This is a genomic window from Streptococcus himalayensis (genome assembly GCF_001708305.1).
Taxonomy (GTDB): Bacteria; Bacillota; Bacilli; order Lactobacillales; family Streptococcaceae; genus Streptococcus; species Streptococcus himalayensis.
In genome coordinates this window covers 1,320,920-1,344,071 of sequence record NZ_CP016953.1, presented here as the reverse complement: position 1 = coordinate 1,344,071, position 23,152 = coordinate 1,320,920, and the positions used below count along the sequence as shown (strand labels likewise).

Below are 23,152 nucleotides of genomic sequence, written 5' to 3'. Positions count from 1 at the left end.
CACAGCGTTTGCAAGTAAATACGCGAGCATTTTTGAATTGACTGGAAGTTCCCATCAGAATTCAATCCCAAAGATTATTCTTCGTTTTCTGACTTCTTCTTCATTGCTGCAAGAAGAGCTGTCAATCCAAGAGCTGCTGCACCATAAACCATGCCGCTTTGTCCAGCTGTATCCCCTGTATTTGGAAGGCTTTCACCTTTAGCCACATACGTTGGAACTGTTTCTTTCGCTGGTTGTCCTGGCTCAGCTGGTTTAGCTGGAGTTGGAACACCTGGCTTACCTGGGATTTCGATACCTGGTTTGTCACCATCTGGTTGTGGTCTGTCACCATCTGGTTTTGGTGTATCACCGTCTGGAATTTCCTTACCTGATTCAGGTTGTCCTGGTTTTTCCTCTTCCACTGGTGGTGGTGTTTGTTTTTCCTTCAACTTGTAGATGTAAGTAACGTCAATGTTGCCTTTTTCTACTTCACCAGTTGGGTTGTCACCATCTTTCACTTTTACAAGTTCATAGACATTACCATCTTTATCAGTGATTTCACGTGGAATTTCCTTACCATTTTCGTCCGTGTCGTACTTAGTTCCTACTGGTGATTTCGGAGTATCAACAGTTGGATCCTTGATCACTTCACCTTTTTCGTTCACATAGTGAACAGTAACTGTTCCTGCTGGAACGTAAGGCACTGGTGTATCTTCCTTAGGATTCTCTGGTGTTGGTGGTACATAGCCTCCGTTTGGATCTTTTGGTAATGGATTGCTTGGATCTTTTGGATCTACTGGTACATAGCCATCGATATCTGGTAAGCGTGGATCATCTGATGGATCTTCTGGAGTCTCATCGTAATCCACTGGTGGAATTGGATTTCCATTTGGATCTAGAGGAGGATTGTTCTCTGGATCATTTGGATACTTAGGATCTTTTGGATTTGATGGATCTTCTGGATTTGTTGGAATGTATGGAATATACTTGTTCGGTTTTTCCTCTTCCACTGGTGGTGGTGTTTGTTTTTCCTTCAACTTGTAGATGTAAGTAACATCAATGTTACCTTTTTCTACTACACCAGTTGGGTTGTCCCCTTCTTTCACTTTCACAAGTACGTATTCTTCACCATCTTTACCAGTGATTTCACGTGGAATTTCGTTACCATTTTCGTCCGTGTCGTACTCTGTACCTACTGGTGATTTCGGAGTATCAACGGTTGGATCCTTGATCACTTCACCTTTTTCGTTTACGTAGTGAACAGTAACTGTTCCTGCTGGTACGTAAGGAATTGGTGTATCTTCTTTAGGATCTACTGGTTTTGGTGGCTCATATCCCTTAGTTGGATCTTCTGGATCTACCGGTTTGAGTGGTGTCTTACCAGTTGGATCACTTGGATCTACAGGGATGTATCCTGGTACATCTGGCAAGCGTGGATCATCTGACGGATCTTCCGGAGTCTCATCGTATGGACGAGTTGGGATTTCTTTACCAGATTCTGGAACTGTAGGATCTTGTGGATCGCTTGGATCAGTTGGGTTGTTTGGATCAACCGGGATAAATGGAATGTATTTACCTGGTTTTTCACGGTAAACGTAGATGACGTTTGTTTCACCCTTCACAACTTTACCAGTTTCTTCACCTACAATAGCATCTTCTGGAACAACGTCTTGCTCACCAACTTTGTTAGAAGTTGATACGCGAACCAATTCATAGACATGTTCATTTCCATCTTCATCCGTAACAGTGATTTCATCTGGACGCTCTGTTCTTGTTCTTGTATTTTCAGTTGTGTCATATTCAGAACCAACTGGAGCTTTCGCTGTATCTACAAGTTTATCAAGAAGAACATTTCCATCTTCATCTACGTAATGAATCACTACTGAACCTGCTGGTACATAAGGTACTGGTGTATCCTCCTTAGGATCAACTGGTTTTGGTGGCTCATATCCCTTAGATGGATCGTTTGGATCTTTTGGTTTCAATGGTTCAGTTGGATCTTGTGGATCTACTGGTACATAACCATCGATATCTGGCAACGGTGGGTTGTTGCTTGGATCTTCTGGAGTCTCATCGTAATCCACTGGTGGGATTGGATCACCTGTATTTGGATCTAGAGGAGGATTGTTCTCTGGATCATTTGGATACTTAGGATCTTTTGGATTTGATGGATCTTCAGGATTTTCCGGAATGTATGGAATATACTTGTTCGGTTTGTCCTCTGTTGGAGGTGTTGTTGGTTTTTCTTTCAACTTGTAGATGTAAGTAACATCAATGTTACCTTTTTCTACTACACCAGTTGGATTGTCCCCTTCTTTTACTTTCACAAGTACATACTCTTCGCCGTCTTTACCAGTGATTTCTCTTGGAATTTCTTTACCATTTTCGTCCGTGTCGTACTTAGTTCCTACTGGTGATTTCGGAGTATCAACGGTTGGATCCTTGATCACTTCACCTTTTTCGTTCACATAGTGAACAGTAACTGTACCTGCTGGTACGTAAGGAATTGGTGTATCTTCTTTAGGATCTACTGGTTTTGGTGGCTCATATCCCTTAGTTGGATCTTCTGGATCTACTGGTTTGAGTGGTGTCTTACCAGTTGGATCACTTGGATCTACTGGGATGTATCCTGGTACATCTGGCAAGCGTGGATCATCTGATGGATCTTCCGGTGTCTCATCGTATGGACGAGTTGGGATTTCCTTACCAGATTCTGGAACTGTAGGATCTTGTGGATCGCTTGGGTCATTAGGGTTGTTTGGATCAACTGGGATAAATGGAATATATTTACCTGGTTCATCCGTTGGTGTTTCTGGTTTCACTTCACGGTAAACGTAAGTAACTTCTTTCGTCTTACCAGCTTCAACTGAACCGTCAACTTTATCTGTAGAAGTCAAGTGACCATCTTCATCAACTTCACCTGCGCCATATGTTCCTGCTGGTACAAGCTCATACGTCTTACCATCTTTTGTGATAGTAGATGGACGAAGTGATTTCGTAGTCGTGTCGTAGACAGTTCCGTCTTTTTCGTCTTTCTTCGCAACTTGATCGTCTGCAAGTTCGTTTCCAGCTTCGTCTACGTAGTGAACGATAACTGATCCGGCTTTCTTGTACACGTATGTTACAACTTTTTCGCCTTCTTTAACTTTACCGTCGTCTTCCCCTTCACCTTCTTTTGGTTCATTCTTAGTTAAGTGGTAAACTGTTGGATTTTCTGGATCATTTGGATTTGGAACTTCGATTTTCTCATCGCGTTTATCAACTGTATTGTACGGAGTATCAACTGGTGATAATGGCGTATCTTCCTTAGGATCTTGAATTTCGTTACCTTCTTCGTCTTCGTATTTAACGATGACTGAACCTTTTGGTGCTTCAGGTTTTGGATCTTCTTTCACTTCACGGTAAACGTAAGTAACTTCTTTCGTCTTACCAGCTTCAACTGAACCGTCAACTTTATCTGTAGAAGTCAAGTGACCGTCTTCATCAACTTCACCTGCGCCGTATGTTCCTGCTGGTACAAGCTCATACGTCTTACCATCTTTTGTGATAGTAGATGGACGAAGTGATTTCGTAGTCGTGTCGTAAGCAGTTCCGTCTTTTTCGTTTTTCTTCGCAACTTGATCGTCTGCAAGTTCGTTTCCAGCTTCGTCTACATAGTGAACGATAACTGATCCGGCTTTCTTGTACACGTATGTTACAACTTTTTCGCCTTCTTTAACTTTACCGTCGTCTTCCCCTTCACCTTCTTTTGGTTCATTCTTAGTTAAGTGGTAAACTGTTGGATTTTCTGGATCATTTGGATTTGGAACTTCAATTTTCTCATCGCGTTTATCAACTGTATTGTACGGAGTATCAACTGGTGATAATGGCGTATCTTCCTTAGGATCTTGGATCTCGTTACCATCTTCGTCTTCGTATTTAACGATGACTGAACCTTTTGGTGCTTCAGGTTTTGGATCTTCTTTCACTTCACGGTAAACGTAAGTGACTTCTTTCGTTTCACCTGACGTTACTTTACCTGTGATTGAATCTGTTCCGTCTAAGTGACTTTCTTCATCTACTTTACCTGCTGGGTAGTCTCCTGCTGGCACACGTTCGTAAACTTTACCATCGTTACCGATGATTTTTTCTGGACGGTTGTCTACTTTTGTATCGTAGTCTGTAGCGTCTGGTTGGTTTTTCTCATCAACGACTGGGTCTTTGATTTCTTTACCATTTTCATCGACATACTTAACAACTACTGACCCTGGTGCTTTTGGTGCTTCAGGTTTTGGATCTTCTTTCACTTCACGGTATACATAAGTGACCTCTTTCGTTTCACCTGATGTTACTTTACCTGTGATGGAATCTGTTCCGTCTAAGTGGCTTTCTTCGTCTACTTTACCTGCTGGGTAGTCTCCTGCTGGTACACGTTCGTAAACTTTACCATCGTTACCGATGATTTTTTCTGGACGGTTGTCTACTTTTGTATCGTAGTCTGTAGCGTCTGGTTGGTTTTTCTCATCAACGACTGGGTCTTTGATTTCTTTACCATTTTCATCGACATATTTAACAACTACTGAACCTGGTGCTTTTGGTGTTTCTGGTTTCACTTCTTCGTAAACGTACGTTACTTTCTTAGTCTTACCAGCTTCTACTGAACCTGTAATAGAATCAGTACCTTCTAAGTGTTTGTCAGCATCTACTGTACCTACTGGGTATGTACCTGGTTTTTCTACGAGTTTGTATGTCTTACCGTCTTTTGTGATTGTATCTGGACGTAGGTCTACAACTGTATCATAGGCTTCACCGTCTTTTCCTTCTTTCGTATCGAAGATTGTGTCTTCGTCTTTCAAGAAGTTTCCGTCTACATCTACATAGTTAACGATGACTGAACCTTTTGGTTCTGCCGGTGTTTCACGTTTCTTGTACTCGTATTGAATAACTTGTGGTTGGTCCGTTACGTTACCTTCTTGTGGTGCTGAACCTTCTTTAAGTTTTGGAGTACCGTCTTCTTTTTTCACCAAGTCGTAGATATTACCGTCTTTGTCTGTTAAGACTACTGGTGGTGTATCTTCGTATGGTGTTTCTAATGGAGTGTTTTTCTCTTTAACTACTGTATCTTTTTCTACAGTTGGATCTTCGTAAAGACGAGTTTCTTCACCTTCAACGAAGTATTGAGCTGTTACTTCTCCACCAGGTTTTACTGGCTCTTCTTTTGGTTCTTCTTTCAGCTTGTAGACATAAACAACGTTTGTTGTTCCCTCTACTACTGAACCTTCTTCTTGATTCGTTACGATGTTTGTAGCGTCAGTCTTAACGATTTCTTTTCCATTAACTGTACCTGAATCTGATACTCGTGTAAGTTCATATGTCTTACCGTTGTATGTGATTTCTTGTGGTTTTTCTAATGGGTTTTCTTTCGTGTTGTATGTTGAATCTACCGCAGCGTCTGTTGTATCTTTATATGAAGATTGGATTACTTCACCGTCTTCGTTGACATAATGAACAACTACTGAACCTTTTGGTTCTGCTTTTGGTTCTTCTTCTTTCACTTCACGGTATACATAAGTGACTTCTTTCGTTTCACCTGATGTTACTTTACCTGTGATTGAATCTGTTCCGTCTAAGTGGCTTTCGTCGTCTACTTTACCTGCTGGGTAGTCTCCTGCTGGCACACGTTCGTAAACTTTACCATCGTTACCAATGATTTTTTCTGGACGGTTGTCTACTTTTGTATCGTAGTCTGTAGCGTCTGGTTGGTTTTTCTCATCAACGACTGGGTCTTTGATTTCTTTACCATTTTCATCGACATACTTAACAACTACTGAACCTGGTGCTTTTGGTGTTTCTGGTTTCACTTCTTCGTAAACGTATGTTACTTTCTTAGTCTTACCAGCTTCTACTGAACCTGTAATAGAATCAGTACCTTCTAAATGCTTATCAGCATCTACTGTACCTACTGGGTATGTACCTGGTGTTTCTACGAGTTTGTATGTCTTACCGTCTTTTGTAATAGTTTCTGGACGTAAGTCTACAACTGTATCGTAGGCTTCGCCGTCTTTTCCTTCTTTCGTATCGAAGATTGTATCTTGATCTTTCAAGAAGTTTCCATCTACATCCACGTAGTTAACGATGACTGAACCTGTTGGTTCTGGTTTTGGTTCTTCTTTCAACTTGTAGACATAAACAACGTTTGTTGTTCCCTCTACTACTGAACCTTCTTCTTGGTTCGTTACGATGTTTGTAGCGTCAGTCTTAACGATTTCTTTTCCATTAACTGTACCTGAATCTGATACTCGTGTAAGTTCATATGTCTTACCATTGTATGTGATTTCTTGTGGTTTTTCTAATGGGTTTTCTTTCGTGTTGTATGTTGAATCTACTGCAGCGTCTGTTGTATCTTTGTATGAAGATTGGATTACTTCACCGTCTTCGTTGACATAATGAACAACTACTGAACCTTTTGGTTCTTCTTTCAACTTGTAGACATAAACAACGTTTGTTGTACCTTCAACAACTGAACCTTCTTCTTGGTTCGTTACGATGTTTGTAGCATCAGTCTTAACGATTTCTTTTCCATTAACTGTACCTGAATCTGATACTCGTGTAAGTTCATATGTCTTACCGTTGTATGTGATTTCTTGTGGTTTTTCTAATGGGTTTTCTTTCGTGTTGTATGTTGAATCTACTGCAGCGTCTGTTGTATCTTTGTATGAAGATTGGATTACTTCGCCGTCTTCGTTGACATAATGAACAACTACTGAACCTTTTGGTTCTACCGGTGTTTCTACTTCATCATAAACATAGATAACGTGAGTTGTACCTGGAACGATTGTGCCTTCTTGTCCTTTTACGACATTTGTAGCATTTTCATTCACAACAACTTTACCACCAACTGTATTTGATGTAGCAACTTCTTTAAACTTGTAGTTTACATTGCCATTTGCAATTGTTGCTGGTTTTTCATCTGCATTTTCTTTATTGTCCGCAGCATTATATGGTGCATCAATATCACCTTCAGTGATGTCTTTAATTTCTTGTTTAATAACATCACCTTTAGTGTTTACATAGTGAATCACAACTGATCCAACTGGTTTGTAAACGTAAACGATGTTTTGAGTACCTTCGATAATCTTACCAGTCTCGTCTGTCGTTACATTCTCAGTTGCAATAGGCTTCCCATCAACTACACCAGTTTCAGAGACTTCAACTTTCTTATACACAACGCCATCTTTTTCAAGAGTATCTGGTTTTTCAGTAGGTGTAACTGTATAGTTCTCATCTACTGGTTTATCATCAGAATTGTGGTGATTTGGTTGAAGTTCATTTCCTTTTGTATCTACATAATGAAGCACAACGTCACCAGTTTTTGGTTGTGTTACTTCACGATAAACGTAAACAACTTCTTTTGTTTTTCCAGCTTCTACGTCACCAGTTGTAGAATCAGATGAAGTTAAATGGCTATTACCATCAACTTCAATTGGATTATTGTTATAAGTACCGTATGTACCTGCAGGAACAAGTTCATAAATCTTACCTTCATTATTGAACTCCTTAGATCCCTTAATCAGGTCTAATTTACGGTCTTCATCTGTGTTATAAGGAGTGTTTGCATCTGCATTTGTTTCATCCTTAACTTCAGTTTTAATAATATTACCTTCTACATCAATGTACTTAACGATAACATTACCAGTTACAGCTTTTGGTGCATATTCATATCTAATAGTTTGGTCTTCTTTTTTAACCTCACCTGTTTCAGGATCAGAATTTTCTTTCACCTGTACATATTCATATACCGTACCATCTGCTGCGCGGATTGCTTGTGGACGACCGATAGTAGCATCGTATTTTTTATAAAGAGCTTGCTCTTTTTCAATATCGTCTTTACCTGTCGTTGTTTCAGTAGTTGGTACAAACTTGCCATCTACGATAGAACCAACTGTACCTGCAAGGATGTCTTCTGTACCTTGGATGTAATACTCACGGTAAACATTACCAGTACCAACAGTACCACGGATACTTGCCGCATCTCCCCACGTTACTGTACCAGCAGGTGCTACCACATTTGGCATAATTCCACCGATAGAAAGGTCTGCTAGGATACGTCCGACTTTACCTTGACGGCTATGGAAGTAAAGATCACCATTGGCGTCAATCGCAAGTCCCCCAGTTGTTACTTCATTTGATTTGGCAGCATCTGCATTGTCTCCAAAACCAATGTCGTTGGTATTTGTTAAGATTGGAATATTGCGTGATAAAGTACCATTATGAGCAGAATATTTATCGTTTTGAGATGCTGCTGCATCAAAGGCTGCTTTCGTTTCTTCATAAACAAAGTAATTCGGTGTATTAAATTGGTTCAAAATTAATTTGAAGTTACCTTCTGTGTCAAAGGCAATATCGTTACCAATTACATAACTTTCTCCACCATCAAAACGGTTACCAGTAGAAACGAAGTAAGATTCATTTTTATCAAACTTACCTGATTTTACAAAGTTTGTATCAATATAACCTGCATTAGCAACTGTGCCTGTCGTTGGATCGAATGACCACATACGGAAATAAATATCAAACTCACCAGCATTACGTTTGTTAATGTAGTCAGCCATATCACGTGGTGCCACTCGAGAGAAGGCAGGATCTGTTTGTAGGGTTACAGTACCAAAGTAGTATTTACCATCTTTTGGATTGACTGCACCGGCTGTCCAAGCATTGGTCTTTAGTACACCCATACCATCTGCCCAAGTACTAGAATCGCTCGCTAAACTCCACGTTTTCGCTTCCATATCGTAGCGGTAAATACCGTTGATAGTTGTACGGTCAACGACATCATTATCGGAAGTGAAACCAAGAGCATATGCATAACGTCCGTCATTTGAAAGTCCTAGAGCATTGATAGCACGATAGTTTTCACCAGTATTAGCTACACCACGATCGCCAAAACCTTGTTGTTTTGACAGTTCAAAGTTTTTATCATAAAGTGTACCGCCACCTTCAAAGTCATCTTTAGAGACTTCTACAACGTTACCAGTTGTTGTATCTACCTCATAGATTTTTGTGATTCTATCAGTACTATTACCACCATTGATTGTACCTGATTTTTGAACGTAGAAGACACCTGGTTTGTTACTAAAGCGTCCAAGTGTTTCCCAACCTGCAGTATCTAAGGTTTCATCAGCTGCTGGAGCATCCGCACGGAAGCCAGTTCCTGTTGGGATTGCTTGTCCTTCATTTGGGAAAGCTTCTGCACGGCGTTGCGCACGGCGAGCTTCTCTTGAGATAAGTTCTAAGGCAGCGGCATCCGTTGCTTCATTCAAGCGCGCGATAAAGTTAGCTTTCAACTCTTCTGAGATGAGTGAGTAAGCATTGATTGCTTCGACCGCTTGTGCCTTGCTTGCTACCAAGGTATCTTTTGGTGCTTCTACTGCTGGTGCTGCTTCTGAAGTTGCTTCAGAGCTTGCTGCTGTTGCAGATGTTGCTGGCGCTACGGCTACAGGTGCTGTTGGAGCAACTGGCGTTGCTGCTTCTGAAGTTGTAGCTGCTGTTGATGGAGCTGTAGAGCTTGCAGTTGATGCTTCCTCCACTTTTGGTGCAGCACTTTCTGTGCTAGCTGTTGATGCCTCAGGTGTTGCTGAAGCTGGTGCTGCTACTTCTGGTGCTTCGGTAGATGCTACAGTAGTGTCGTCTGATACAATCGACTCCTCGAGAGTCGTTACTTCTGATGAAGCAGGTACGACTTGTTCAGCTTTCGCTTGGTCTACATTGGCTACGATTGCCGTTCCTAAAAGGACGGAGCAGGCCCCAATCGTAAACTTACGAATTGAAAATCGCTGTTGTTTTTTGAAAAACATATGTTCCTCCTGGTTTTTTGTGTTTCTATGTAACTTTATTCAGATTAACATAGCAAGTTCCTATGCCCCTTACAAAGAAAATAGAAACCTATGCTATTAATTATAATAAATGTTTTTTAGTTTGGCAAGAAATTAGATTTGTTTTTATCAAAAACATTCTATGTTACACCCCCCCCCCTATTATTTATAACAAATTGTTATAATACTAATTGTATTATGAGACTATTTCTTCTATTCTGACAATGGTGTTTATTTTCTATTTTTATACGTTTTAATTTTTTAAAAATCCTTATTTTAAAGGGGATTTCCTCGTTTTTTCTTTTATTTTTTTGTATGATATTCATTTTTTCTGAAAATTTTCCTTAATTCTCTTTCTTGTGAGAGAGATTATTTTGACGTGTGACGAGTATTCCCAGCAAAGACCCGCTAGTCTCGCAAATAGTCAGTTAGAGGTAAATCCAGCTGGAACAACAACAAAAAGGATTTAGTTTTGTGGAATCCAAAACTAAATCCTTTTTATCATTTATGGTTTATTTTTCTTATTTCCGATACATTTTGACTTGCAAGTACAGGTCATTGTAAAGGCCTAGCCACTTTTGTCCAAGTGACTCATAGACTTCCAAGTGCTTCATGGTCTCCTCACTAGGATAGAAGGCTTCGTCTTCTTGTACCTCTTTTGGAAGAAGGGCTTTTGCGGCTGTATTTGGCGTTGAATAGCCGACATACAGGGCATTCTTGTAAGCTGAGTCCGGTCGCAGCATGAAATTGATAAACTGATAGGCCGCGTCCTTGTTTTTAACCGTTTTTGGAATGACCATGTTGTCAAACCAAAGGTTGCTGGCTTCACTTGGAACGACATAGCGTAAATCTTCATTTCCATCCAACATCTGACTGGCTTCTCCTGAGAAGCTCACGCCGATGGCAGCATTATTTTGCACCATGTACTGCTTCATTTCATCGGCTACAATCGCCTTGATATTCGGCGTTAAGCGATAGAGTTTGTCCACGGCTTCTTGTAGCTGAGCTTCATTTTTTGAATTCAGGCTATAGCTCAAGGAATTAAGTCCAAAGCCCATCACCTCACGCGCCCCATCAATCAGCATAATATCGTTCTTATACTCTTCTCTCCAAAGATCGTCCCAGTGTTCTGGTGCTTCTTTGACGAGCTTGGTGTTATAGACGATGCCCAAGGTTCCCCAAAAATAAGGAATCGAATATTTGTTTGCTTTATCGAAGGGTTGGTTTAAAAAGCGGTCGCCGATGTTCTCCAAACCTTTGATTTTACTATGATCAAGCGGAACCAATAGATGTTCAGACTTCATCTTTGCAATCATGTATTCGCTTGGAACAGCAATATCATAGGTCGTGCCGCCTTGCTTGATTTTGGTATACATGGCTTCATTAGAGTCAAAGGTCTCATACTGGATTTGAATACCTGTTTCTTTGGTGAATTCCTCCAGCAATGCGGGGTCGATATAGTCTCCCCAGTTATAAATGACGAGTTTGTCACTATCACTGCTCTTGCTCTGGCTTTCGATATGCACCCCAATCCCCCACAATAGTAGGATAATGGCCACAATGCCTAGAAAGAATGAATACAATTTTTTCATCGTAGGTCCTCCTTCTCACGAGAGATAAAGTAGTAGCCAATCACCAAGAGGATACTAAAGAGAAAGACGAGGGCAGACAATGCATTGATGTCCAAGGAAATCCCTTGACGGGCCCGTGAGTAAATCTCGACAGACAAGGTTGAAAAGCCATTTCCTGTCACAAAGAAGGTTACTGCAAAGTCATCCAAGGAATAGGTAAAGGCCATGAAATACCCAGCAATGATAGCAGGCGTCAAATAAGGCAGCATGATTTCTTTCAAAACTTGAAAAGAACTAGCCCCCAAATCATAGGCCGCATGAATCATATCATCATTCATCTCTTTTAAGCGGGGCAGTACCATCAAGACTACAATCGGGATGGAGAAGGCAACATGGCTTGCCAAAACCGATACAAAGCCAAGTTGGAATTTTACCGTTGTAAAGAGAATCAGAAAGCTGGCTCCAATCATAACGTCCGGTGCGACCATCAAGATATTATTGACCGATAAGAAAGCTTCGCGGTATTTCTTGCGAGCTTGGTAGATATGAATGGCTCCAAAAGTCCCAATGAGTGTCGCAATCAAGGCGGATAAAAAGGCTAAAAAGAAGGTCTGCACTAGAATGACCATCAAGCGACTATCGCTAAACATGCCTTCAAAGTGCGCCAAGCTAAAGCCTGTAAAGGTCGTCATATCTTCCCCAGCATTAAAGGCATAGGCAATCAGATAAAAGATCGGAAGGTAAAGGACGAGAAAGACCAGCCCTAGATACGTTGCTGCAATTTTTTTCATCATTCTCTCCTTTCCTTTGTCAGCCACATCACTGCCATCATGGCAAGGATGAGAACCACCGCTATGGTTGAGCCCATGCCTAAGTTTTGCGTCGTCAGAAAATGTTGCTCAATCGCAGTTCCTAGCGTAATCACGCGATTTCCACCAATCAAACGAGTGAGCATAAAGAGACTAAGACTTGGGATAAAGACAGATTGGACCCCACTTCTGACCCCATTCATGGACAAGGGGAAAACAACTCTTCGGAAGGTCTCCCAGCTATTGGCCCCAAGGTCATAACTGGCATGGACCAGATTGGGATCTAAGTCATCTAGGACATTAAAAATCGGCAAAATCATGAAAGGCAGCTCGATATAACTAGCCACAAAGATAAACGAAAAATCTGTAAAGAGGATTTGCTGCCGCCCTAACCCAATAAAGCTTAGAAATTGATTAACAGAGCCATCTTGCCCAAAAATTCCAATGAAGGCATAGGCTTTGAGCAAGAGATTGATCCAAGTAGGGAGAATAATCAGCATGAGCCATAGTTGCTTATGCTTTAATTTGGTCAGAAAATAGGCCGTTGGATAGCTAATCAAGAGCGTCACCAAGGTAATAATCCCTGCATAAAAGACCGAATTAAAACTCATCTTTAGATAGGTCAGATTCTGCGAGGTAAAATAGGTCTTATAGTTGTCCAGAGTGATTTGTCCTTCGATCGTAAAGAAAGATTGCCACACAATCATCACCACAGGGGCGAGGACAAAGAGGAAAATCCATAGAAAATACGGAATACTAAACCATCTAGAGGTTGCTTTCTTCATCTCTTTCCTCCTCAATGGCATTGATCAAACCAGCTTCTTGCTCTTCCATTTCGACATATTCTTCAATCCGAGCATCGAATTCTTCCTCGGTTTCATTGAGACGCATGACGTGGATGTCTTCTGGTTCAAAGTCCAGTCCAATCACCTCACCAACGATGGCTTTTCTGGTCGAGTGAATCATCCATTCATTGCCCAAGTCGTCGTAAGCAATGATTTCGTAGTGAACACCTCGAAAGAGTTGGGTATCCACTTTAACTTGGAGCTTGCCTTCTTCTGGAAGCGTAATCTGCAAATCCTCTGGCCGAATGACAATTTCAACCGGCTCATTGGGTCGCATCCCCCCATCGACCGATTCAAAATGTTTGCCGTTGAATTCTACTAAATAGTCTTCAATCATCCGTCCAGATAGGATGTTTGATTCTCCGATAAAAGTCGCAACAAAATGGTTAATCGGCTCATCGTAAATATCCACTGGCGTACCAGACTGGACAATCTCACCATCATTCATGACAAAAATCCAGTCACTCATCGCGAGGGCTTCTTCCTGGTCGTGAGTGACAAAGACAAAGGTAATTCCCAAGCGCTGCTGCAATTCACGCAGTTCATATTGCATATCTGTCCGTAGCTTCAAATCCAAGGCTGACAAAGGCTCGTCTAGCAGAACCACCCGCGGTTGATTGATAATGGCACGAGCAATGGCCACCCGCTGACGCTGTCCGCCCGATAATTTCCGAATGGATCTACGCTCAAATCCTTCTAGCTGTACCATTTTCAAAACGTCTGATACACGACGCTCGATTTCTGCCTTGTCAACCTTCCGCAATCGCAAGGGAAAGGCCACATTTTCAAACACATTCATGTGCGGAAATAGGGCGTAGGATTGAAAGACTGTATGCACATCTCGCTTGTTGGTCGGAATATCGTTAATCCGCACACCATCTAGCAAAATATCGCCTGTTGTCGCATCTAATAAGCCTGCAATGATGTTTAATATCGTTGATTTTCCAGAACCAGATGCCCCTAAAAGGGTATAAAATTTCCCTTCTTCCAATTCAAAGTTGATGTCCTTCAAGACTACTGTATTGCTATCTTCAAAGACCTTTGACACATTTTTGAATTCAATAATTGGTTTTTTCAATTCTCATAAATTCCTTCTTTTTCTTCCAACAAAACGCTAGACTTTTAAAAAGACTAGGACAGATTGGCTCTGTCAGGCCACATCTACCTCTATAAGGGGACTTTTCACCCTCCATAACTGCTGACTATCGATAGGCTTTCACCCCCTTTCCGTTTTTGTGGAATACTAGAGTTGTTCGGAAACTCGATCCATGAATGGTACACCGAGCGGTATCGATGAGTGTTGGAACTGCCTGTTTCCAAATTGAAGGTTTCCAAACAAACCTCCTAACCTCTCAGGCTTCTCCAATGATTCTCACTTCTCGCTCTAAGGTAATCCCAGACTGCTCTTTGACCTGGTCTACAACATACGCAATCAAGGATTCGTAATCTAAAGCGGTGCCGCCGTCCACATTCACCATAAAACCGGCATGCTTTTGCGACACTTCAACGCCACCCATGCGGTAGCCCTTGAGTCCTGCCTCGCTAATCAATTGACCTGCAAAATTTCCTACAGGGCGCTTAAAGACCGAACCACAAGATGGGTATTCCAGCGGTTGCTTCAACTCTCTTAGATGCGTTAATCGATCCATTTCCTGCTGAATCATGCTATAGACACCTGGTCTCAGGGCAAATTTAGCCGAAATGACAATATCACCCGTCGTTTGAATAGCCGAATGGCGATAGCCAAACTTCAACTCCTGCCCCGTTAGGGTCTTAAGCTCTCCTTCTCTCGTCAAGACCTTGCAAGAAGTCAAAACATGGGCAATTTCGCCACCATAGGCTCCAGCATTCATAAAGACAGCTCCGCCAATGCTTCCTGGAATGCCGCAGGCAAACTCAAAACCCGTCAAACTATGGCGAAGGGCAAGGTGAGTCGCTTCAATCAACTTCGCACCCGCCTCTGCTTCAATGGTATACCCATTGACCGTCATACTATTGAGTTTATCAAACATAATCACAAAGCCACGAATTCCCCCATCTCGGACAATGATATTGCTAGCATTGCCCAAAACCATCCAAGGAATTCCTACCTTATTGGCAAATCGAACCACGCGAGCGAGTTCATAGCGATTGTGAGGAAAGACGAGATAATCAGCCTTTCCTCCAACTTTTGTATAGGTATAATTTTTCAAGGGTTCTTGATAGCGAATATCAATCCCTTCCAATTCTTTCTGAATCATTTCCACTCCCATGCCACTACTCTTTTCTAGATTAAAATACAATCCATTATATCATGTTTTTACCCTATTTTCGATACGAAACTCTATTTATTCCGAAAAAGTCCGTGAGAGACAAAATAAGTCAAGACTAGTCAGTCTTCACAAAAATGGAAAACGTTTACCCGCTCGTCAGATTACTTTCTTCTTTTGAAGAGACTCTCCGATTGCAGTGATGATGAAATCATGTGGAAATGTGATAGTCAACGATGTCAGATTTTGATTTTTGATGAGTGTAAAAGAGCTATTTTTGAAATTCAATAAGTATGAACAGTAAAAAAGGAGGGAGACAAACCAGGATGAGCTCGATACGCTCACCCTCAAAATAATGTAATCTGGAAGATTAGGTATAAAAAGTGTCCAGCCTCAATTCCTTTATAGATATAAGAGTTGGACGCAGTCGTTGTCTGGTTTGTAAAACCTTGATCAATCAACATTCTAGTAGAAGAGGCTAGCGAGCATTTCTTCGCTAGCCCTATTTCCAACTTTTCACAATTGAGAGTTGTGAAAGCTAGTTAACTTGGCGGGAGTAGGAGTAAACGAATCTAGTGGATTCGTTCAGACCGAACTAAAAATAAAGAAGTGAGGATAATCGATTTCTACGCAATACCGATTTTTTATACTCATGCCATAAAGGCGATAATTTGGGGTACTCGTAGGTAGACTGTAACCGCCCCATAACCAGGTGTCTATGATATTTTCCACGCCTCTAGTATACTGTTATCAGAAAACAGAACTGGAGGCTATTTTGATGTCACAACCTATTGTTCCCTTGAAAACACCACAATCTCGTCGATTTCCTCATAAATCCAGAAATGATCTGGTAATGAAAATGCGTATTGGAAAAGTTGAACTAAGCTTGTTCCAATCTCTTCATCAAGAAACACTGGAAACTATTTTAGATAAGGTATTGCTCTATTGTCATTCAACTCAGTGATTTAGGGCAGGTCTATCTGGTTTGTGGCAAAACCGATATGCGTCAAGGGATTGATTCGCTGGCTTATCTGGTAAAAAGTCAGTTCAACCTTGATCCCTTTTCTGATCAAGTTTTTCTCTTCTGTGGTGGCCGCAAAGATCGTTTCAAAGCTCTTTACTGGGATGGACAAGGTTTCTGGTTGCTTTACAAGCGATTTGAAAATGGCAAACTCACTTGGCCTAATGATGAACATGAGGTCAAAGCCCTCACTTCCGAGCAAGTAGACTGGCTGATGAAGGGATTTTCGATAAGCCCTAAAATAAAACCTACAAACAGTCGTGATTTCTATTGAAATCATGGCTTTCTTTTCGGTATAATAAAGAAAACTGGAGGGTGAGACTATGGAAGAGTTATTAGCCATTATTAAACAACAGGCTTCTACAATTGATAACCTGACCAATGAGTTGACCCTCCTTCGTGAACAGGTGGCTTATCTGACACAAAAGCTCTATGGCAAGTCATCAGAGAAGGTTGTGTATCAACCTGGTCAGCTAAGTCTCTTCGAAGAAGAATCACTTCCTGAAGAAGACGCTGACTTACCCAGGTGATACAGAAACGATTACCTATCAACGCAAGAAAACTAAGGGAGTTCGTCAGGCTGTTTTCAGTCAGTTTACTCCAGAGATGGTTCATCATGAACTAAAAGGCGAAGACTGCACTTGTCCAGACTGTCACGGTCAGTTGACAGAGATTGGTTCAACCGTCCAACGGCAAGAGTTGGTCTTCATCCCTGCACAATTGAAGCGGATTGACCATGTCCAACACGCTTACAAGTGCCAGAACTGTAGCGAGAAGAATTTTAACGATAAGATTATCAAGGCTCCTGTTCCTAAGGCACCTCTGGCCCATAGCTTGGGGTCAGCCTCCATTATTGCCCACACCATTCATCAGAAGTTCAATCTGAAAGTCCCCAACTACCGCCAGGAAGAGGATTGGAACAAGCTTAGCTTGCCAATCACACGGAAGGAAATCGCCAACTGGCACATCAAGTCTAGTCAGTATTATTTCGAGCCGATTTATGACCTTCTGCACGAGAAATTACTAGAACAGCCTGTTCTCCATGCGGATGAGACTTCTTATAAGGTCTTGGAAAATGATAGTCAGTTGACCTTCTACTGGACCTTCTTGTCTGGGAAGCATGAAGAACAGGGAATCACTCTTTATCATCACGATAAAGGGCGGAGTGGCTTGGTTGTGAAGGAGTTTCTTGGAGATTACACAGGCTATGTACATTGTGATATGTGGTCGGCATATAGACAGTTAGAACGAGCTCAGCTAGTTGGTTGTTGGGCTCATGTCAGAAGAAAGTTCTTCGAGGCCACTCCTAAAAAGGCAGACAAGACTTCCTTGGGTGCCAAGGGATTAGCCTATTGCGACCGCTTATTTGCCTTGGAGAATGACTGGGTTGACCTCTCTACTGAAGAGCGACTACATAAACGCCAGGCAGAGTTAGCCCCTTTGATGGATGAGTTCTTCAACTGGTGCCGCAATCAATCTATTTTACCTGGATCAAAACTTGGTCGTGCGATAGAGTATAGCCTTAAGTATGAGGAACTATTCAAGGCAGTTCTTCAAGATGGTCGCTTGGTTCTATCCAATAATGTAGCAGAACGCGCCATTAAGTCCTTGGTCATTGGACGGAAAAATTGGTTGTTTTCCCAAAGTTTTGAGGGAGCTAAAGCAACTGCCATTATCCTGAGTTTACTGGAGACAGCTAAGAGGCATGGTCTTGATTCAGAGAAATACATCACTTATCTTCTGGAACATCTTCCAAACGAGGATTCACTCGCAAAAAAGGAGGTTCTAGAGGCTTATTTACCGTGGACTGAACGAATTCAGAACAGCTGCAAATAGAAGAAGTTCCAGAGTCAAGCAAGACTTTGGAACTTTTTCAATATACCTCGTTATGGAGCGGTTACGGTAGACTGGATTAGTTTGTCTCTCGATGCAGTTTTCAATAAAATATTAGCCACAAAGCCCTCACTAGGAGTATACACCTAATGAGGGCTTTCTGCGAGTTTTCATGTGTTTATGGGTGAACGCGGCGCGCTCATCCTGGTTTGTCTCAGCCTCAAACTATGGCCAGTTCTTATGACAGTTGATGCCTATTCACTATTGTTCCAGCTATTTCCCCAATTTCTCCATCTCTGCAATGCGTTCTTTGGTGGCATCGTACTTGGTTTGATAATCAAGCTGTTTAGCACGTTCTTTTTCAACGACTTCTGGTTTGGCATTGGCGATAAATTTCTCGTTAGCGAGTTTTTTACCGACCATATCGAGTTCTTTTTGCCATTTGGCAAGTTCTTTTTCCAGACGAGCCAATTCTTCATCGATATTGAGCAGGTCTGCTAGTGGTAGATAGATTTCCGCACCTGTGATGACACTTGACATAGCCAGTTCTGGCGCGGTTAGGCTTGCGTCAATTTCCAAATGCTCAGGATTTGTAAAGCGTTTAATGTAGTTGATATTGGCCTTGAAGAATTCTTCTAGCTGGCTGTCAATCGGTTTCATCAAGAGCGTGATGGGCTTACTTGGAGCAACGTTGACTTCGCTACGCGCATTTCGTACGGCACGAATCACATCTTTCAACGCTTCTACGCCATTTGCCGCCGCAAGATTTTCAAACTCAGGACGAACCACTGGATAGCTTGCCGTTACAATGCTTCCTTCTGAGATTTGCCCAAAGATTTCCTCCGTCACAAACGGCATGATTGGGTGAAGCAGGCGCAAGATTTGATCCAAGGTGTAAAGAAGCACAGAGCGCGTCATGACTTTTTCTGCCTCATTGTCGCTATAAAGCACTTCCTTGGTCAACTCGACATACCAGTCCGCAAATTCATCCCAGATAAAGTTATAGAGGATGTGCCCAGCAACACCGAACTCAAATTTGTCAAAGTTTTCAGTGACTTTGGCAATGGTTTCATTGAGGTTGTGGAGAATCCAGCGGTCTGTCACGTTTCCGGCCTCGCTTGCAGCTACTTTTGAGACATTTTCACGCGCATCTGCAAGGCTCAAGCCCTCATTATTCATGAGAATGTAGCGGGAAATATTCCAGATTTTATTGATGAAGTTCCAGCTGGCATCCATTTTCTCATAGCTAAAGCGGACATCTTGCCCTGGGGCAGAGCCGTTAGACAAGAACCAACGGAGACTGTCTGCTCCATACCGGTCAATCACATCCATCGGATCAATCCCATTCCCGAGAGATTTAGACATTTTACGGCCTTCTTCATCTCGAATCAAACCGTGAATCAAGACATTTTCAAATGGACGACGGTCTGTAAATTCAAGAGATTGGAAAATCATCCGTGACACCCAGAAGAAAATGATGTCGTAGCCTGTGACAAGGGTTGAGGTTGGGAAGTAGCGTTTGAAGTCTGCCTTGTCCTCATCTGGCCAGCCCATCGTTGAAAATGGCCAAAGGGCTGAGCTGAACCAGGTATCAAGCACATCCTCATCCTGCGTCCATCCGTCACCTGCTGGTGCTTCTTCCCCAACATAGATATCACCTTCTGCATTGTACCAAGCCGGGATTTGATGACCCCACCAAAGCTGACGAGAAATCACCCAGTCATGGACATTTTCCATCCATTGAAGGAAGGTATCGTTGAAACGTGGTGGATAGAATTTCACTTCATCTTCAGTCTTTTGGTTGGCAATGGCGTTTTTAGCTAATTCATCCATTTTGACAAACCATTGTGTAGACAAACGTGGCTCGACAACAGCACCGCTACGCTCAGAGTGTCCGACAGAATGCACCCGTTTTTCGATTTCTACTAGAGCACCAAGCTCTTCTAACTTAGCTACGACTGCCTTACGAGCTTCAAAACGATCCATCCCTGCAAATTCACCCGCCAAGTCATTCATCGTTCCATCATCGTTCATGACGTTGACTTGTGGTAAATTGTGGCGTTGTCCTACGAGGAAGTCATTTGGATCGTGGGCTGGTGTAATTTTTACGACCCCTGTTCCAAATTCTGGATCCGCATGTTCATCGGCTACGATTGGAATGGCTTTATTGACAATCGGCAGGATAACGTTTTTGCCAATCAAGTCCTTATAACGTGGATCTTCTGGGTTAACTGCAACGGCAACGTCTCCAAACATGGTCTCAGGACGGGTGGTCGCAACTTGAAGCGCACGAGAGCCGTCCTCAAGCATATAGTTCATGTGGTAGAAAGCACCCTCGACATCTTTGTGAATCACCTCGATATCAGAAAGCGCGGTGCGGGCTGCTGGATCCCAGTTGATGATAAATTCCCCACGGTAAATCCAGCCCTTTTGATACAAATCAACAAAGACCTTACGAACAGCCTTTGACAAACCCTCGTCAAGGGTGAATCGCTCACGCGAGTAGTCAAGCGACAAACCCATCTTGCCCCACTGCTCCTTAATCGTTGCAGCGTACTCGTCTTTCCATTCCCAGACTTTCTCTAGGAATTTCTCACGACCGAGGTCATAGCGGGTAATGCCTTGCTCGCGGAGACGCTCCTCAACCTTGGCTTGAGTGGCAATCCCTGCATGGTCCATCCCTGGCAACCACAAGGTATCAAAGCCCTGCATGCGTTTTTGACGAATGATAATATCCTGCAAGGTCGTGTCCCAGGCGTGTCCAAGGTGAAGTTTTCCCGTCACGTTCGGAGGTGGAATCACGATAGAGTAAGGCTTAGCCTTCTCGTCTCCTGAGGGCTTAAAGACATCTGCCTCCAGCCATTTCGCATAACGACCAGCCTCAACCTCGGCTGGATTGTATTTTGGTGATAGTTCTTTTGACATATCTTGTCCTTTCTTTTTATAGAGTTTCGGTAAATGAGAAAGATTGAATATACCATTCTCTTTCTCAGAATTTATGATTAAAGCGATAGACATAAGAGCGTATTTTAGAGAGTTTTTCCTTTGTTCAAGGAAACGACTTAGATATAATTGGATGAAAAACGTGTCATTTTATGGTTATCTTCTGTTTAAGGACAAACACCACTATTTCTCTGAGAGGCGCTCGCATATTCATCTCTCCTCCCACTCTCTCTTCAACAATCCGTAAACCAATTCGTCTACTCGATTTCCTTCTAAGTCTTTATAGTCACGAATCGTCGCTTCTAAGGTAAAACCGAGTTTTTCAGCAACTCGTCTGCTCGGCTGGTTAGAGCTGTAACATCTGATTTCGACCTTGTGGAGATGAAGAAGAGTAAAAGCGACTTCAATCAATGCCGCAACCGCTTCTGGCATATAGCCCTTGCCCCAAAAGTCTGGATGAAGCAAATAGCCAATCTCAAAGACAGCATCAGCTCGGCGGTGGTTAAAATCACAAGAGCCTATGATACGATTGCTCCCCTTGACGGTAATGCCGTAGCCAGACGGCAGGTCTTTTTCTGCTAGATTTTGGAAATACTTATTTTCAAAATACTCCTGTTCTTCCTCAAGCGTCGCTATCGGTGGAAAACCCGCTGGCAAGCACACCTCAGGCAAGCTCGCATAGGAAAATAAGTCTTCGACATCCTCCACAGTTCGCTGGCGCAGTATCAGACGCTCGGTTTCCACTTTAGGCAAGAATTGGCCATCATAGTCCTCTAAGATGTTTACCATAGCTTTCCTCACTTTCTCTCATCTAACACAAAAACGCCCCTGCCATACGACAGGGACGAAAGTTAGTGCTAATTTCCGCGGTACCACCCAAATTCGGGCAAATGCCCGCTCTTGATCTTATCTCTATTCTCAATCCTCAGCAACCCATACTGACATCTGTGCGGATTTCTCAACACCACCGCTTTCTGTAACAGACAAACTCACTATCCCTCTGATTGGCTTTATTGTAGCAGATTTTCTGAGAAATTGCAACTGCTTCTGACTGTTTCACAGGAGAAACGCATGAAGAAAATATATGTAACTATTTTCTAGCTACATGCAATTTCCTCAAATATTTTTAACATCTTTACATATCTACACTGCTTCATCATCGTCTTCATCTGCATTGTAACAAAATAGATACTATTTATAACTATAGTTATCCGAAAACGAATTTTTCATGCAGTTGGCATGAATGTTTAAAGACAGGTCTGGGTTTTCTTTCGAAAATGCTCAAAAATCCAATTTTTTTGTCTCACTCCTTGTGATGAAGCTGTTTGAAACGATGATAACTCTTCACATTCCAGGAAAACCACCAATACAGATGAAACAGTAAAAAAGGAAAGAGTAACAGGAAAATCCACCACGATTTCCAATGACTTTGCGGTAAACTCACATAGCAAATAAAAGCCAAAAGCGTGCATAGAGACAGGGAGACTAGATTTCTCACTAGGGTGATAACAAGCAAGCGTTTTTTTGTCTGACACTCCTCTACTCGAAAGTTCAAGATAAACTCTATGATCCCTTCTAGTAGCAACTCCCACATGGTAGAACCCTCCTTGCTTAATAGCCCCGCGTTCCAAATAAATCTTCTGGCAAATCATGGAAGGATTTACCAGCATGGTAATTGTCAAATTTCCCTGCTAAAAATTGATAGGCATCCAGACGACTTTCGTAGCGTACTGCGGCTTCTTTGGCTCGTTCATCACCATCAGCCTCAAAAACAGCCTGACTTTCTTGGAGCGCCATGTCGTTAATCATGACTTGGGTCTTGAGCCATTCTTCCAAATCCTTTAAAAATTCTTGTTCGTAGGTCATTTTCTCTCCTTCTCTTTTCATAGAGCCACTTTCCTATTTGGCTGAGCAAAAACTCCCTTAGCAGGTTTCAGCCTAATTTTCATCGCTCATCTGGACAAGGACTTCCCCTGTTTAACAGCAACGAGAGGAAAACTTCGTCTTTAGAGTGAAGTTTTCCTCTTCGAGGCCATTGACCCAGCAATTAT

General features: G+C 42.2%; 14 protein-coding genes. 4 read left to right on the top strand and 10 right to left on the bottom strand.

Going from position 1 to position 23,152, the window contains the following annotated elements:
- Positions 1 to 74: 74 nt before the first annotated feature.
- The 6 genes from BFM96_RS11095 to murB all read right to left on the bottom strand — a co-directional run bounded on the left by BFM96_RS11095 (position 75) and on the right by murB (position 15,307).
- Entirely contained in the window at positions 75 to 9,812 is a 9,738-nt protein-coding gene (locus tag BFM96_RS11095) for a MucBP domain-containing protein (protein WP_068991769.1), read from the bottom strand.
- A gap of 539 nt (positions 9,813 to 10,351) precedes the next feature.
- The gene (locus BFM96_RS06260; protein WP_068991766.1) at positions 10,352 to 11,422 is read right to left on the bottom strand and encodes an ABC transporter substrate-binding protein; all 1,071 of its coding nucleotides are present in this window, start codon (positions 11,420 to 11,422) and stop codon (positions 10,352 to 10,354) included.
- Complete coding sequence (locus BFM96_RS06255) at positions 11,419 to 12,192, bottom strand: ABC transporter permease (RefSeq protein WP_068991762.1); 774 nt, start codon at positions 12,190 to 12,192, stop codon at positions 11,419 to 11,421. Before BFM96_RS06255 ends, BFM96_RS06260 begins: the two co-directional genes overlap by 4 nt.
- On the bottom strand, positions 12,192 to 12,995 hold the full coding sequence (locus BFM96_RS06250) for an ABC transporter permease (RefSeq protein ID WP_068991761.1): 804 nt from the start codon (positions 12,993 to 12,995) through the stop codon (positions 12,192 to 12,194). The genes BFM96_RS06255 and BFM96_RS06250 overlap by 1 nt, the downstream gene beginning before the upstream one ends.
- On the bottom strand, positions 12,976 to 14,133 hold the full coding sequence (locus tag BFM96_RS06245) for an ABC transporter ATP-binding protein (RefSeq protein WP_068991757.1): 1,158 nt from the start codon (positions 14,131 to 14,133) through the stop codon (positions 12,976 to 12,978). The genes BFM96_RS06250 and BFM96_RS06245 overlap by 20 nt, the downstream gene beginning before the upstream one ends.
- A 274-nt stretch (positions 14,134 to 14,407) precedes the next feature.
- The gene (gene murB, locus BFM96_RS06240; RefSeq protein WP_068991754.1) at positions 14,408 to 15,307 is read right to left on the bottom strand and encodes a UDP-N-acetylmuramate dehydrogenase; all 900 of its coding nucleotides are present in this window, start codon (positions 15,305 to 15,307) and stop codon (positions 14,408 to 14,410) included.
- A 775-nt stretch (positions 15,308 to 16,082) separates the two neighbouring features.
- Between murB and BFM96_RS06235 the strand changes: the two genes are divergently transcribed.
- The 4 genes from BFM96_RS06235 to tnpC are packed head-to-tail and all read left to right on the top strand — an operon-like array spanning position 16,083 to position 18,161.
- Positions 16,083 to 16,268 (top strand): hypothetical protein, encoded by a 186-nt coding sequence (locus BFM96_RS06235; RefSeq protein ID WP_068991750.1) that lies wholly within the window; start codon positions 16,083 to 16,085, stop codon positions 16,266 to 16,268.
- A gap of 37 nt (positions 16,269 to 16,305) precedes the next feature.
- Complete coding sequence (gene tnpB, locus BFM96_RS10870; protein WP_262981923.1) at positions 16,306 to 16,599, top strand: IS66 family insertion sequence element accessory protein TnpB; 294 nt, start codon at positions 16,306 to 16,308, stop codon at positions 16,597 to 16,599.
- A 49-nt stretch (positions 16,600 to 16,648) separates the two neighbouring features.
- Positions 16,649 to 16,855 carry an IS66 family transposase gene (locus BFM96_RS06225; RefSeq protein ID WP_068991744.1) on the top strand — a complete coding sequence of 69 codons (207 nt, stop codon included), beginning with the start codon at positions 16,649 to 16,651 and terminating at the stop codon, positions 16,853 to 16,855.
- Positions 16,827 to 18,161, top strand: a complete 1,335-nt coding sequence (gene tnpC / locus BFM96_RS06220; RefSeq protein WP_068991741.1) for an IS66 family transposase — start codon at positions 16,827 to 16,829, stop codon at positions 18,159 to 18,161. Before BFM96_RS06225 ends, tnpC begins: the two co-directional genes overlap by 29 nt.
- A 270-nt stretch (positions 18,162 to 18,431) precedes the next feature.
- Here the strand turns inward: tnpC and BFM96_RS06215 are convergent, their stop codons facing one another.
- The 4 genes from BFM96_RS06215 to BFM96_RS06200 form a co-directional block, all read right to left on the bottom strand.
- Positions 18,432 to 21,083 (bottom strand): valine--tRNA ligase, encoded by a 2,652-nt coding sequence (locus BFM96_RS06215; protein WP_068994217.1) that lies wholly within the window; start codon positions 21,081 to 21,083, stop codon positions 18,432 to 18,434.
- 228 nt (positions 21,084 to 21,311) lie between these two features.
- The gene (locus BFM96_RS06210) at positions 21,312 to 21,890 is read right to left on the bottom strand and encodes a GNAT family N-acetyltransferase (protein WP_068991736.1); all 579 of its coding nucleotides are present in this window, start codon (positions 21,888 to 21,890) and stop codon (positions 21,312 to 21,314) included.
- A 458-nt stretch (positions 21,891 to 22,348) separates the two neighbouring features.
- A complete protein-coding gene (locus tag BFM96_RS06205; protein WP_145939717.1) occupies positions 22,349 to 22,693 on the bottom strand; it encodes a hypothetical protein in 345 nt (114 codons plus the stop codon).
- 19 nt (positions 22,694 to 22,712) lie between these two features.
- Entirely contained in the window at positions 22,713 to 22,967 is a 255-nt protein-coding gene (locus BFM96_RS06200; RefSeq protein ID WP_068994215.1) for a DUF1912 family protein, read from the bottom strand.
- Positions 22,968 to 23,152 lie beyond the last annotated feature (185 nt).

What these genes read in the sequence shown, in the direction of transcription:
- BFM96_RS06250 (WP_068991761.1), bottom strand. Translation starts at nt 12,995, where the DNA reads ATGAAGAAAGCAACCTCTAGATGGTTTAGTATTCCGTATTTTCTATGG.
- BFM96_RS06210 (WP_068991736.1), bottom strand. Translation starts at nt 21,890, where the DNA reads ATGGTAAACATCTTAGAGGACTATGATGGCCAATTCTTGCCTAAAGTG.
- murB (WP_068991754.1), bottom strand. Translation starts at nt 15,307, where the DNA reads ATGGGAGTGGAAATGATTCAGAAAGAATTGGAAGGGATTGATATTCGC.
- BFM96_RS06260 (WP_068991766.1), bottom strand. Translation starts at nt 11,422, where the DNA reads ATGAAAAAATTGTATTCATTCTTTCTAGGCATTGTGGCCATTATCCTA.
- BFM96_RS06215 (WP_068994217.1), bottom strand. Translation starts at nt 21,083, where the DNA reads ATGTCAAAAGAACTATCACCAAAATACAATCCAGCCGAGGTTGAGGCT.
- BFM96_RS06255 (WP_068991762.1), bottom strand. Translation starts at nt 12,192, where the DNA reads ATGAAAAAAATTGCAGCAACGTATCTAGGGCTGGTCTTTCTCGTCCTT.
- BFM96_RS06200 (WP_068994215.1), bottom strand. Translation starts at nt 22,967, where the DNA reads ATGACCTACGAACAAGAATTTTTAAAGGATTTGGAAGAATGGCTCAAG.
- BFM96_RS06235 (WP_068991750.1), top strand. Translation starts at nt 16,083, where the DNA reads ATGTCACAACCTATTGTTCCCTTGAAAACACCACAATCTCGTCGATTT.
- tnpB (WP_262981923.1), top strand. Translation starts at nt 16,306, where the DNA reads ATGCGTCAAGGGATTGATTCGCTGGCTTATCTGGTAAAAAGTCAGTTC.
- BFM96_RS06225 (WP_068991744.1), top strand. Translation starts at nt 16,649, where the DNA reads ATGGAAGAGTTATTAGCCATTATTAAACAACAGGCTTCTACAATTGAT.
- BFM96_RS11095 (WP_068991769.1), bottom strand. Translation starts at nt 9,812, where the DNA reads ATGTTTTTCAAAAAACAACAGCGATTTTCAATTCGTAAGTTTACGATT.